The organism is Streptomyces sp. NBC_00273 (genome assembly GCF_036178145.1).
Lineage (GTDB): Bacteria > Actinomycetota > Actinomycetes > Streptomycetales > Streptomycetaceae > Streptomyces.
On sequence record NZ_CP108067.1, the window covers coordinates 7,275,001 to 7,288,322 of the forward strand.

Here is a 13,322-nt window from a genome sequence, read left to right on the forward strand (position 1 = left end):
TACCGATTGCAGACAAACGTTCTGCACGGTCAGCTCATGGGTGGAACGTTGATTAGTTGGCATCTTCGGTCTGATGGTTCTCGAGTACTGCTTCGGCGTGGAAAGAGGAGACGGATGAACGGAGATGCTTGGCACGTTGTTGGGTCCTGAAGGTACGGCCGTAAGGTCATGTCTTCAGTGCCGGCCCCAGTGAAGCATTCCTTAGGGAGTGTGTGATGGGTGGCTGGTCGTTGTTTGAGAACTACACAGTGGACGCGAGCATCTGTGGCCAAGTTTTTAAGGGCGCACGGTGGATGCCTTGGCACCAGGAACCGATGAAGGACGTGAGAGGCCGCGATAGGCCCCGGGGAGCTGCCAACTGAGCTTTGATCCGGGGGTGTCCGAATGGGGAAACCCGGCAGTCGTCATGGGCTGTCACCCACTGCTGAACACATAGGCAGTGTGGAGGGAACGAGGGGAAGTGAAACATCTCAGTACCCTCAGGAAGAGAAAACAACCGTGATTCCGGGAGTAGTGGCGAGCGAAACCGGATGAGGCCAAACCGTATGCGTGTGATACCCGGCAGGGGTTGCGCATGCGGGGTTGTGGGAATGAGCTTGATCGGTCTGCCGGCCGGTCGGCGAGTCAGAAACCGTTGATGTAGTCGAAGGACATGCGAAAGGTCCGGCGTAGAGGGTAAGACCCCCGTAGACGAAACATCAGCGGCTTGCTTGCTCATCTCCCAAGTAGCACGGGGCCCGAGAAATCCCGTGTGAATCTGGCGGGACCACCCGCTAAGCCTAAATATTCCCTGGTGACCGATAGCGGATAGTACCGTGAGGGAATGGTGAAAAGTACCGCGGGAGCGGAGTGAAATAGTACCTGAAACCGTGTGCCTACAAGCCGTGGGAGCGTCGCTCATTGGGTTTACCCAATGGGTCGTGACTGCGTGCCTTTTGAAGAATGAGCCTGCGAGTTAGCGGTGTGTAGCGAGGTTAACCCGTGTGGGGAAGCCGTAGCGAAAGCGAGTCCGAATAGGGCGATTGAGTTGCACGCTCTAGACCCGAAGCGGAGTGATCTAGCCATGGGCAGGTTGAAGCGGAGGTAAGACTTCGTGGAGGACCGAACCCACCAGGGTTGAAAACCTGGGGGATGACCTGTGGTTAGGGGTGAAAGGCCAATCAAACTCCGTGATAGCTGGTTCTCCCCGAAATGCATTTAGGTGCAGCGTCGTGTGTTTCTTGCCGGAGGTAGAGCACTGGATAGGCGATGGGCCCTACCGGGTTACTGACCTTAGCCAAACTCCGAATGCCGGTAAGTGAGAGCACGGCAGTGAGACTGTGGGGGATAAGCTCCATGGTCGAGAGGGAAACAGCCCAGAGCATCGACTAAGGCCCCTAAGCGTACGCTAAGTGGGAAAGGATGTGGAGTCGCAGAGACAACCAGGAGGTTGGCTTAGAAGCAGCCACCCTTGAAAGAGTGCGTAATAGCTCACTGGTCAAGTGATTCCGCGCCGACAATGTAGCGGGGCTCAAGCGTACCGCCGAAGTCGTGTCATTGCAGCAATAGGGCCAACGCCCGCTGTGATGGGTAGGGGAGCGTCGTGTGCCGGGTGAAGCAGCAGCGGAAGCTAGTTGTGGACGGTTCACGAGTGAGAATGCAGGCATGAGTAGCGATACACACGTGAGAAACGTGTGCGCCGATTGACTAAGGGTTCCTGGGTCAAGCTGATCTGCCCAGGGTAAGTCGGGACCTAAGGCGAGGCCGACAGGCGTAGTCGATGGACAACCGGTTGATATTCCGGTACCCGCTTTGAAACGCCCAATATCGAATCAGGCGATGCTAAGTCCGTGAAGCCGTTCCGGACCCTTCGGGGAAAGGAAAGTGGTGGAGCCGACGAACCAGACTTGTAGTAGGTAAGCGATGGGGTGACGCAGGAAGGTAGTCCAGCCCGGGCGGTGGTAGTCCCGGGGTAAGGGTGTAGGCCGAGGGGTAGGCAAATCCGTCCCTCATTAAGGCTGAGACCTGATGCCGAGCCGATTGTGGTGAAGTGGATGATCCTATGCTGTCGAGAAAAGCCTCTAGCGAGTTTCATGGCGGCCCGTACCCTAAACCGACTCAGGTGGTCAGGTAGAGAATACCGAGGCGTTCGGGTGAACTATGGTTAAGGAACTCGGCAAAATGCCCCCGTAACTTCGGGAGAAGGGGGGCCATCACTGGTGATAGCACTTGCTGCTTGAGCTGGGGGTGGCCGCAGAGACCAGCGAGAAGCGACTGTTTACTAAAAACACAGGTCCGTGCGAAGCCGTAAGGCGATGTATACGGACTGACGCCTGCCCGGTGCTGGAACGTTAAGGGGACCGGTTAGTGACCTTTCGGGGTTGCGAAGCTGAGAACTTAAGCGCCAGTAAACGGCGGTGGTAACTATAACCATCCTAAGGTAGCGAAATTCCTTGTCGGGTAAGTTCCGACCTGCACGAATGGCGTAACGACTTCTCGACTGTCTCAACCATAGGCCCGGTGAAATTGCACTACGAGTAAAGATGCTCGTTTCGCGCAGCAGGACGGAAAGACCCCGGGACCTTTACTACAGTTTGATATTGGTGTTCGGTTCGGCTTGTGTAGGATAGGTGGGAGACTTTGAAGCAGCCACGCCAGTGGTTGTGGAGTCGCCGTTGAAATACCACTCTGGTCGTGCTGGATGTCTAACCTCGGTCCGTGATCCGGATCAGGGACAGTGTCTGATGGGTAGTTTAACTGGGGCGGTTGCCTCCCAAAGGGTAACGGAGGCGCCCAAAGGTTCCCTCAGCCTGGTTGGCAATCAGGTGTTGAGTGTAAGTGCACAAGGGAGCTTGACTGTGAGACCGACGGGTCGAGCAGGGACGAAAGTCGGGACTAGTGATCCGGCGGTGGCTTGTGGAAGCGCCGTCGCTCAACGGATAAAAGGTACCCCGGGGATAACAGGCTGATCTTCCCCAAGAGTCCATATCGACGGGATGGTTTGGCACCTCGATGTCGGCTCGTCGCATCCTGGGGCTGGAGTCGGTCCCAAGGGTTGGGCTGTTCGCCCATTAAAGCGGTACGCGAGCTGGGTTTAGAACGTCGTGAGACAGTTCGGTCCCTATCCGCTGTGCGCGTAGGAATATTGAGAAGGGCTGTCCCTAGTACGAGAGGACCGGGACGGACGAACCTCTGGTGTGCCAGTTGTCCTGCCAAGGGCATGGCTGGTTGGCTACGTTCGGGAGGGATAACCGCTGAAAGCATCTAAGCGGGAAGCCTGCTTCAAGATGAGTATTCCCACCTCCTTGAGAGGGTAAGGCTCCCAGTAGACGACTGGGTTGATAGGCCAGATGTGGAAGCCCGGTAACGGGTGAAGCTGACTGGTACTAATAGGCCGAGGGCTTGTCCTCAGTTGCTCGCGTCCACTGTGTTAGTTCTGAAGCAACGAACAGTTGCTGGTTTCTAGAGCTAGAACATAACTACAAAGTGTGCTTGTTCGCTCGAAACCGATAGGGTTTCGGTGGTCATAGCGTTAGGGAAACGCCCGGTTACATTCCGAACCCGGAAGCTAAGCCTTTCAGCGCCGATGGTACTGCAGGGGGGACCCTGTGGGAGAGTAGGACGCCGCCGAACAATCTTTCAAAGGACCCTTGGTCCAGCGTTCAACGCTGGACCAAGGGTCCTTTTTTGTTTTTCACCTCTTTACGCCGAAGCGCGGCCATGGGTTGGTTGCGCGAGAATGACTAGCGGTACCCCGAAGACAGGAGTCACACCCATGTCCAACTCTCCCGACGATCGTCCGGAGCGCGAGCCTCGTCGCAACGACGGCGGTGACAGGGGCGGCTACCGCGGGGGCCGTGACGACCGTGGCGGCGACCGTCCCCCGTTCCGTCGTGACGACCGTGGTGCCAGTGGCCGGCCGTCCAGCAGCGGTGGCGGTTTCCGTCGCGATGACCGTGGTGGCCGTCCCTCCGGTGGTGGCGGTGGCGGTTTCCGCCGTGACGACCGCGGTGGCGACCGTCCCTCGTACCCGCGCCGCGATGACGACCGTGGTGGCCGTCCCTCCGGTGGTGGCGGTGGCGGTTTCCGTCGCGATGACCGCGGTGGCGACCGCCCCAGCTTCCCGCGCCGCGATGACCGTGGTGGGGACCGTCCCTCGTACCCGCGCCGCGATGACGACCGTGGTGGCCGTCCCTCCGGTGGTGGCGGTGGCGGTTTCCGTCGCGATGACCGCGGTGGCGACCGCCCCAGCTTCCCGCGCCGCGATGACCGTGGTGGGGACCGTCCGTCCTACCCGCGCCGTGACGATGACCGTGGTGGGTTCCGTGGCGGTCGTGACGACCGTGGCGGCGACCGTTTGTCTTACCCGCGTCGCGATGACCGCGGTGGCGACCGTCCGTCCTACCCCCGTCGTGATGACGACCGTGGTGGGCGTCCCTCCGGTGGTGGCGGCGGCTTCCGCCGTGACGACCGTGGCGGCGACCGTCCGTCGTACCCGCGCCGTGACGACCGCGGTGGCGACCGTCCGTCGTACCCGCGTCGTGATGACGACCGTGGTGGGTTCCGTGGCGGTCGCGATGACCGTGGCGGCGACCGTCCGTCGTACCCCCGTCGCGATGACCGTGGTGGGGACCGTCCCTCGTACCCCCGTCGTGACGATGACCGTGGTGGGTTCCGTGGCGGTCGTGACGACCGTGGCGGCGACCGTCCGTCGTACCCGCGCCGTGATGACCGCGGTGGCGACCGTCCGTCGTACCCGCGTCGTGACGATGACCGTGGTGGGTTCCGTGGCGGTCGCGATGACCGTGGCGGCGACCGTCCCTCGTACCCGCGCCGTGATGACGACCGTGGTGGGCGTCCCTCCGGTGGTGGCGGCGGCTTCCGCCGTGACGACCGCGGTGGCGACCGTCCGTCGTACCCCCGTCGTGATGACGACCGTGGTGGGTTCCGTGGCGGTCGTGACGACCGTGGCGGCGACCGTCCGTCCTACCCGCGCCGCGACGACCGCGGTGGCGACCGCCCGTCGTACCCCCGTCGTGACGACCGCGGCGGCGACCGCGGTGGTTACCGTGGTGGCCGTGACGATCGCGGTGGTGACCGTGGTGGCTACCGTGGTCGCGATGACCGCGGCGGCGACCGCGACTTCCGCGCGGACCGTGACCGGGACCCGGTCAAGCGGCTTCCGATCGACGAGGACGTCACCGGCTTCGAGATCGACGCCGATGTGCGTCAGGAGCTGCTGAGCCTGCCCAAGGGCCTGGCCGAAGAGGTCTCCAAGAACCTCGTCATGGTCGCGCGGCTGATCGACGAGGAGCCCGAGCAGGCGTACGCGTACTCGCGCATCGCCCTGCGGCTGGCCTCCCGCGTCGCCGCTGTCCGCGAGGCCGCCGGCTTCGCCGCGTACGCCACGCAGAAGTACAGCGAGGCCCTCGCCGAGTTCCGCGCCGCCAAGCGCATGACCGGCTCGGTCGAGCTGTGGCCCGTCATGGCCGACTGCGAGCGCGGCCTCGGCCGTCCGGAGCGGGCGCTGGCCATGGCCGGCGAGCCCGAGGTGCAGAAGCTGGACAAGGCCGGTCAGGTCGAGATGCGTCTGGTCGCGGCCGGTGCCCGGCGGGACCAGGGGCAGCTCGAAGCGGCCATCGTGACCCTGCAGAGCCCGGAACTGGCCTCCAACTCGGTCCAGCCCTGGACGGCACGCCTGCGGTACGCCTACGCCGACGCCCTGCTGGCGGCCGGACGTGAGGACGAGGCGCGCGAGTGGTTCGGCAAGACCCTCGAAGCGGACAAGGACGGGGCCACCGACGCCTCCGACCGTCTCGCCGAGCTCGACGGTGTCGAGTTCGTCGACGCCTCGACCGACCTGTCCGACCTCGCCGAGGACGAGGACGACGACGATGAGGACGACGAGGACGCGGCGGAGATCGCCGCGGCCGAGCGCGCCTCCGACGTCGCCGAGTACTACGACGAGGACGACGAGGAGTACGAGCCGCTGGAGCAGTCCGAGGCCGACGCCGACGCCGATGCCCAGGGCGACAAGGCCTGAGGCACGGTGACATGAAGAAGGGCGGTACCCCGACCGGGGTACCGCCCTTCTTCATGTCCGGAAATGGTCAGCCCAAGCCGCGCAGGACCAGGCCGGTGGCCGGTTTCGGGCCGAAGGACGTGGACTTGCGGGGCATGGTGACGCCCTGGCGGGCCAGGTCCCGTACGACTTCCTCGCGTACGGGATGCAGCAGGACCGCCGTGCCGCCGTGCCGCTCGGCCATGGCCACCGTGGACGCGGCGTCGTGGATGTACGTGATCTGGTCCGGCGCGTCCGGGACGTGCCAGAGGGCGTCGAGCAGGGTCGCGTGCAGGACGGTGGCGTCCAACCGGCGCCAGGCCTCGGGGCGGTCGTGGCGCACCGTGGTGTCGAGGAGCGCCAGGTCGGGGTCGGTGACCAGGTGGAAGGCGCCGTCGCCGGCGATCAGGAAGGCGTTGCCGCGTTCCGAGGCGTCCGCGAGGGTGTCCAGGGCCAGCGGGAGCGGTCCGGCGACCGGGCGGACGCGGAAGTGACCGTCGAGGGCAGCGAGGGCGTCCGCCACCGGGAGGCGGCGCAGCATCCGGTGGATGGCGCGGACCTGCAGCGGATAGCGGGCGGTGTCCACGAGGAGGACCAGGCCGAAGTCCCAGGCGGTGGGGGAGTCGTGCTCCTCCTGGAGGCGCAGGTACGTCGCCCAGCGGTGGTGGCCGTCGGCGATGAGCGCCTGCCGGTGGCTGAGGTCCGCCATCACGGTGGCGAGCTCGGCCGGATCCGTGATGGCCCACAGACGGTGCTGGAAGCCGTCCTCGGTGGTGGTCGACAGGAGCGGGGCGAGCTGGGCGGTCCGTTCGACGACCGCGGCCGCTCCCGTGCCGGGGTCGTCGCCCCGGTAGGTGAGCAGGAGGGGCTCGAGGTTGGCGGAAGTGGCCCGCATCAGACCGGCCCGGTCGGTGACCACGTCCGGCATGACGTCCTCGTGCGGCAGGACGATGCCGGCGTCGGCGGTGGACAGGGCGAGGGCGCCGATGAGGCCGCGCTGGAGCAGGCCGGCCCGGCGCTGCTCGTACACGTAGAGCGCGGGCTCGGGGTCGGCGCTGAGGATGCCCTGGGCGAGCCAGTCGTGCAGGGTGCGCGCGGCCTGCTCGTTGCGCGCGGCCGGGGTACCCGCCTGCGGGAGGATCAGGCGGACGATGTTGTGCGGGTCGGCGGATTCGAGGTGGTCGACTCCGTCGGGACGCACGACCACGTCGTACGGCGGCGAGGTGACGGCGGCGAGGCTGCCGACACGCTCGGGGACGTAGCGCAGGCCGTGGAACGGGATCAGGCGCAGCCCGTGCTCCGCAGTACCAGATGTGGTCATTGGTGCATGGTAAAACGCGTCTCGCCATGCGGGATGATCGGGGCAGTACGGAATCGGACAAGGTCGATCTCCCCCCAGCTACCGCTGGGAGTGGCCCCAAGAGGAGCGGACAGGATGACCCGGCAGAGCAGGACCAGTCCCGCGGCGAGTGAGCAGAGCCTGCACCAGGCGTACGACACCGCCCTGCTGGATCTGGACGGGGTGGTGTACGCGGGCGGCGTGGCCATCGCGCACGCGGTGGAGTCCCTGGCCACGGCCCGCGCGGACGGGATGCACCTCGCGTACGTCACGAACAACGCGCTGCGGACGCCGGACGCGGTCGCGGAACACCTGGGCGAGCTGGGCATTCCGACCGAGGCGGCCGAGGTGATCACCTCGGCGCAGGCGGTGGCCCGGCTGATCGCGGAGCAGGTGGAGCCGGGGTCGAAGGTGCTGGTGATCGGTGGGGACGGACTGCGGGTCGCGCTGCGCGAGCGGGGTCTGGTGCCGGTGGAGTCGGCCGAGGAGGAGGGGCTCGCGGCGGTCGTCCAGGGGTACGGGGGTCCCGACCTGCCGTGGGGGCGGTTCGCCGAAGCCTCGTACGCGATCAACCGCGGGGTGCCGTGGTTCGCGTCGAACACCGACCTGACGATTCCGGGTGCGCGGGGGATCGCGCCGGGCAACGGGGCCGCGGTGGAGGTCGTACGGATCGCCACGGGTGCGGAGCCGCAGGTGGCGGGCAAGCCGCTGCCCCCGATGCATCGGGAGACGGTGCTGCGCACCGGGGCGGAGCGGCCGCTGGTGGTGGGGGACCGGCTGGACACGGACATCGAGGGCGCCTTCAACGGGGAGGTGGACTCGCTGCTGGTGCTGACCGGGGTCACGGACGCGGAGCAGCTGCTGCGGGCCGAGCCCCGGCACCGCCCGACCTATGTGGACCGGGATCTGCGGGGGTTGCTGGCCGGGCAGCCGGAGGTGGAGCCGTTCGCCGAGGGGTTCCGCTGCGGTGGCTGGACGGCGGTCGCGACGAACGGCGGCGTGCTGGAGCTGCGCGAGGCCGGAGAGGCCGGACTGGGCGGGGAAGCCGGGGAAGCGGGGGATCCGCTCGACGGGCTGCGGGCGCTGTGCGCGGCGGCCTGGACGGTGGCCGGGGACGGGGTCTGCACCCTCGATGCGGCGAAGGCGCTGGCCAGGCTGGGTCTTTAAGGGCCGTCCGGGGGATCCGCCCGTGCGGAAGGTAGGTTAGCCTAACCTGCGTGTTGGTCGAGAGTCCCCCTGAACCCGAACGGAGCGCGGCGCCCGACGAGGGCGCCGACGCCGCCGTAGCCCGCCCGCGCCATGCCGCGCGCGCCGCCGGTCTGCTCGCCGCTCTCGCGGTGCTGGCACTGATCGCCGTCGTGAGCATCGCCGTGGGCGCCAAGCAGATGTCCCTGGACGAGGTCTGGCACGGCCTGTTCGCCTACGCGGGTACGCCCTCCGACGTGGTGGTGCGGGATCTGCGGATCCCGCGCACCCTGCTCGGGCTGATGGTCGGGCTCGGACTCGGCCTGTCCGGTGCCGTGATGCAGGCGCTGACCCGCAACCCGCTGGCCGAGCCCGGAATCCTCGGCGTCAACGCGGGTGCCGCGGCCGCCGTGGTCTCCGCGATCAGCTTCTTCGGCGCGAGTTCGCTGAACGAGTTCGTGTGGTGGGCCTTCCTCGGAGCCGCCTTCGTCTCGGTCCTCGTGTACGTGCTCGGCGGTAGCCGCAGCGCGACCCCGGTGCGCCTCGCGCTCGCCGGTACGGCGGCCAGCGCGGCGCTCGTCGGCTACATCAACGCCGTGCAGCTGATGGACAGCAAGGCGCTGGACAAGCTGCGCTTCTGGACGGTGGGTTCGCTGGCCTCGGCCAACATGGACACCGTCCGGCAGGTGGCCCCCTTCCTGCTCGTCGGCGCGGTGCTCGCGCTGGTACTGGGCCGGCCGCTCAACGCGATGGCGATGGGCGACGACACGGCGCGCGCGCTGGGCGCCCACCTGACGCGGACCCGGATCGGCGCCATGGTCGCCATCACCCTGCTGTGCGGTGCGGCGACCGCCGCCTGCGGTCCCATCGTGTTCATCGGGCTGATGGTCCCGCACCTTGTCCGGGCCTTCACCGGTCCCGACATGCGCTGGGTGCTCGCGTACTCGGCCGTTCTGTCGCCGGCCCTGCTGCTCGGCTCCGACATCATCGGCCGCGTCGTCACCCGGCCCGCCGAACTGCAGGTCGGCGTCGTGACCGCGCTCATCGGCGGCCCGGTCTTCATCTACCTGGTTCGGCGCAAGAGGATGGCCCAGCTGTGACCGCGACCGCGACCACGACCGTGACCGCGCCCGACACCCCCCGCAAGGGCCGTCGGTCCGGCCCCCGTCCGCTGCGCCTGCCCGGCGGGCTCTCGTTGCGCGTCGAGCGGCGCGCCCTGACCGTCGGGGTGCTGCTGACCGTTGCGGCGCTCGCGATGGCCGTCTTGCTCATCGGCACCGGCGACTTCGAGATCGCGCCGTGGGACGTCGTACAGACCCTGCTCGGCAACGGCACCCCCGCCACCGACTTCATCGTCAACGACCTGCGGCTGCCGCGGGTCCTGGTCGCGCTGCTCGTCGGCGCGGCGCTCGGCATCTCCGGAGCCGTCTTCCAGTCCGTCTCCCGCAACCCGCTGGGCTCCCCGGACATGCTCGGCTTCGGCTACGGCTCGGCGGTCGGCGCTCTCGTCGTCATCATCCTGTTCAAGGGCGGCGCCACCGAAGTGGCCGTCGGCGCACTGGTCGGCGGTCTGCTGGCCGGAGTCCTCGTCTACCTGCTCGCCTACAAGCAGGGCATCCAGGGCTACCGGCTGGTGCTGGTCGGCATCGGCGCCTCCGCCGTCCTGATCGCCGTGATCCAGTACCTGATCACGAAGGCCCAGCTGATCGAGGCCACCCGTGCCATGGTCTGGTTGACCGGCTCGCTGGCCGGCCGGGACTGGGCGCAGGTGTGGCCGCTGCTCGCGGTGTGCGCGGTGCTCTTCCCGCTGGTCCTCGGGCAGGGCCGGGCCCTGCGGATGATGGAGATGGGCGACGACGCCGCGTACGCGCTCGGGGTGCGGGTGGAGCGGACGCGGATGCTGCTGATGCTCGCGGCGGTCCTGCTCACCACCGCGGCGAGCGCTGCGGCGGGGCCGATCAGCTTCGTCGCGCTGGCCGCGCCGCAGCTGGCCCGGCGGCTGACCCGCTCGCCCGGCGGGAACCTGGTGAACGCCGCCCTGATGGGCTCGGTGCTGCTGATGGTGTCCGACTGGGCGTCGCAGCGGGCCTTCGGCTCCGACCAGCTGCCGGTGGGCGTGGTGACCGGCCTCGTCGGCGGTGTCTACCTGCTCTGGCTGCTCGTCACCGAGCGCAAGGCGGGACGTATATGAACCTGATGAGGAGTACCCAAGTGCAGCGGCTGACCGCGGAGAACGTGACCCTCGGCTACGACCAGCGGGTCATCGCCGAGAACCTGTCGGTGGAGATCCCCGACAACTCCTTCACGGTGATCGTCGGCCCCAACGCGTGCGGCAAGTCCACGCTGCTGCGGGCCCTGTCGCGGATGCTGAAGCCGTCCGCCGGACGGGTGCTGCTGGACGGGCAGGCCATCGGGTCGATGCCCGCGAAGAAGGTCGCCAAGACCCTGGGCCTGCTCCCGCAGTCCTCGATCGCGCCCGACGGCATCACGGTGGCCGACCTGGTTTCGCGCGGCCGGTACCCGCACCAGGGGCTGCTGCGGCAGTGGTCGGCCGAGGACGAGCGGGTCGTGAACGAGTCGATGGCCTCGACCGGGGTCGCCGAGCTCGCCGACCGGGCCGTGGACGAGCTGTCGGGCGGGCAGCGGCAGCGCGTGTGGATCGCGATGGCGCTGGCCCAGCAGACGCCGTTGCTGCTGCTCGACGAGCCGACGACGTACCTGGACATCCAGCACCAGATCGACGTGCTGGACCTGTGCGCGGAGCTGCACGAGACGCAGGGGCGGACGCTGGTGGCGGTGTTGCACGATCTGAACCATGCGGCCCGGTACGCCACGCACCTGATCGCGATGCGGGGCGGGGAGGCCGTCGCGGAGGGGCCGCCGGCCGAGGTGGTGACGGCGGAGCTCGTGGAGAAGGTGTTCGGGTTGCGCTGCCAGGTGATTCCGGATCCGGAGACGGGGACGCCGCTGGTGGTTCCGGCGGCGCGCAAGGCCCGTGTGGTGGCCCGGGCGGAGTAGCCTCCGGCCGGGCCGTGGCGGAGGCCGGGTGCGGCGCCGTTGCCGGGGGCGCTGTCCCCGGACCCCCGCGCCTCAAACTCCCCCAGCTACCGCTGGGAGGTATCCCCTGGCGGGGCTGAAAGAGCTGGGGCTCCGCCCCAGACCCCGCGCCTCAAACGCCGGCGGGGCTGGAGGGTGCCGGCGGGGCTGGAGGGTGTCGGCGGGGCTGGGTGGGGGCTAGAGCATGCTCTTGAGGCGGAGCAGGTCGCGGAAGCCTGCTTCCAGGCGGACGCGGCCCGAGGTCCAGGCCTTTGCGAACTTCAGCTCGCCCGCGACCAGGGCCACGAGGTCGTCGCCCGTCATCGCGAGCCTGATCTCGGCCTTCGCCGCGGGCGGGCCCGGGGCGACCGCGTCCACCCGGATCCGGCCCGCGTCGAGGCGGCCCGTGAACGTCTGGTCCAGGTCGGTGATGTGGCAGCTCAGGGAGCGGTCGAACGCGGCCGCGCCGCGTACGCCGCCGTCGGCCCGTGCGAGATTGCCGGAGAGGTTGTCGAGTGCTTCGCGGCACTCCTGGATCGTAGCCATCGTGATCACGACCGTACCGCAGAGCCATGCGTGGTCGCGGGGCGCTTCGAGGTAGCGTCGGGGCATGACCGACGAAGCCGCCGACCCCCGAGTCGATGCCGCCGCAGAACCTGTCGGGCCCGCCGGGCCCGTGGCGCTGGGCATCGTGCGCACGCCCACCGGCCACGCCGGCGTCGACGCGCACCTGGCGCGGCTGGCGGACGCGGACCACCTCGAGGCGGACGGACACGTCGAGGTGTACGAGGATGTCCACCGGGGGCTGCGCGAGGCGCTGACCGCGCTGGACGCACCGCCCGTCCCCGGACCGTACGAAAACAGGAGCTGAACCGAACGTGGCAGGAGTGGCACGCCGCCGCCTGGACGCCGAACTGGTACGCCGCAGCATGGCCCGCTCGCGCGAGCACGCCGCGCAGCTGATCGCCGCGGGCCGGGTGACCGTGGGCGGCACCACCGCGACCAAGGCGGCCACCCAGGTGGAGACCAGCGCGGCCCTGGTGGTCCGCAAGGACGACAGCGACCCCGACTACGTCTCGCGGGGCGGCCACAAGCTGGCCGGCGCGCTGGCGGCCTTCCAGCCGCAGGGGTTGGCCGTCGAGGGCCGCCGCGCGCTGGACGCCGGCGCCTCCACCGGCGGGTTCACCGACGTGCTGCTGCGCTCGGGCGTGGCCCACGTGATGGCCGTCGACGTCGGCTACGGGCAGCTGGCCTGGTCGCTGCAGAGCGACGACCGGGTCACGGTCAAGGACCGTACGAACGTGCGCGAGCTGACGGTGGAACAGCTCGACGGGGTCCCGGTCGACCTGGTCGTCGGTGACCTCTCGTTCATTTCCATCGGTCTGGTGCTGCCGGCGCTGGTGCGCTGCTGCGCGCCGGACGCGGACCTGGTGCTGATGGTCAAGCCGCAGTTCGAGGTCGGCAAGGACCGGCTGGGCAGCGGCGGCGTGGTGCGCAGCCCGGAGTTGCGGGCCGAGGCCGTACGCGACGTCGCGGCGCAGGCCGCGAAGCTGGGGCTGGGCGTCCTCGGGGTGACGGCGAGTCCGCTGCCGGGGCCGTCGGGGAACGTCGAGTACTTTCTGTGGCTCCGGGCGGGGGCACCGGCCCTCGACCCGGCGGATGTTGACCATGCAGTAGCGGAGGGGCCGCAGTGACAGATTCAGCGGGTTCGGCGGGTACAGC

At 68.2% G+C, this 13,322-nt stretch carries 9 protein-coding genes, 2 rRNA genes and 1 pseudogene; 10 read left to right on the forward strand and 2 right to left on the reverse strand.

Annotation, left to right across the window (positions count from 1 at the left end; translation table 11 throughout):
* The first annotated feature begins 266 nt into the window (after window positions 1–266).
* From OG386_RS32490 to OG386_RS32505, 4 genes and pseudogenes are all read left to right on the forward strand, one after another.
* Window positions 267–3,389 (forward strand): 23S ribosomal RNA (locus OG386_RS32490).
* A gap of 106 nt (window positions 3,390–3,495) precedes the next feature.
* Window positions 3,496–3,612 (forward strand): 5S ribosomal RNA (gene rrf, locus OG386_RS32495).
* Window positions 3,613–3,922: 310 nt separating this feature from the next.
* Window positions 3,923–5,041 (forward strand): annotated as a pseudogene (locus OG386_RS32500) (hypothetical protein); the annotation flags it as partial.
* A gap of 162 nt (window positions 5,042–5,203) precedes the next feature.
* Window positions 5,204–6,022 (forward strand): hypothetical protein, encoded by an 819-nt coding sequence (locus OG386_RS32505; protein ID WP_328793449.1) that lies wholly within the window; start codon window positions 5,204–5,206, stop codon window positions 6,020–6,022.
* 67 nt (window positions 6,023–6,089) lie between these two features.
* Here OG386_RS32505 and OG386_RS32510 read toward each other — a convergent pair whose 3' ends face one another.
* A complete protein-coding gene (locus tag OG386_RS32510) occupies window positions 6,090–7,361 on the reverse strand; it encodes a DUF1015 domain-containing protein (RefSeq protein ID WP_327386177.1) in 1,272 nt (423 codons plus the stop codon).
* 114 nt (window positions 7,362–7,475) lie between these two features.
* Here OG386_RS32510 and OG386_RS32515 point away from each other — a divergent pair, with 114 nt between their 5' ends.
* The 4 genes from OG386_RS32515 to OG386_RS32530 are packed head-to-tail and all read left to right on the forward strand — an operon-like array spanning window position 7,476 to window position 11,582.
* The gene (locus OG386_RS32515) at window positions 7,476–8,546 is read left to right on the forward strand and encodes an HAD-IIA family hydrolase (RefSeq protein ID WP_328791043.1); all 1,071 of its coding nucleotides are present in this window, start codon (window positions 7,476–7,478) and stop codon (window positions 8,544–8,546) included.
* Between the two features lie 50 nt (window positions 8,547–8,596).
* Window positions 8,597–9,664 (forward strand): FecCD family ABC transporter permease, encoded by a 1,068-nt coding sequence (locus OG386_RS32520; RefSeq protein ID WP_266598114.1) that lies wholly within the window; start codon window positions 8,597–8,599, stop codon window positions 9,662–9,664.
* The gene (locus OG386_RS32525; protein ID WP_385285598.1) at window positions 9,661–10,755 is read left to right on the forward strand and encodes a FecCD family ABC transporter permease; all 1,095 of its coding nucleotides are present in this window, start codon (window positions 9,661–9,663) and stop codon (window positions 10,753–10,755) included. Before OG386_RS32520 ends, OG386_RS32525 begins: the two co-directional genes overlap by 4 nt.
* A gap of 5 nt (window positions 10,756–10,760) precedes the next feature.
* Window positions 10,761–11,582, forward strand: a complete 822-nt coding sequence (locus tag OG386_RS32530) for an ABC transporter ATP-binding protein (RefSeq protein ID WP_443053238.1) — start codon at window positions 10,761–10,763, stop codon at window positions 11,580–11,582.
* 216 nt (window positions 11,583–11,798) lie between these two features.
* Here the strand turns inward: OG386_RS32530 and OG386_RS32535 are convergent, their stop codons facing one another.
* On the reverse strand, window positions 11,799–12,146 hold the full coding sequence (locus tag OG386_RS32535; protein WP_328791045.1) for an SCP2 sterol-binding domain-containing protein: 348 nt from the start codon (window positions 12,144–12,146) through the stop codon (window positions 11,799–11,801).
* A gap of 64 nt (window positions 12,147–12,210) precedes the next feature.
* On the opposite strand from OG386_RS32535, the gene OG386_RS32540 reads away from it, so the two are divergent.
* On the forward strand, window positions 12,211–12,471 hold the full coding sequence (locus OG386_RS32540; protein WP_328791046.1) for a hypothetical protein: 261 nt from the start codon (window positions 12,211–12,213) through the stop codon (window positions 12,469–12,471).
* 7 nt (window positions 12,472–12,478) lie between these two features.
* A complete protein-coding gene (locus tag OG386_RS32545; RefSeq protein WP_328791047.1) occupies window positions 12,479–13,294 on the forward strand; it encodes a TlyA family RNA methyltransferase in 816 nt (271 codons plus the stop codon).
* Window positions 13,295–13,322: the final 28 nt, after the last annotated feature.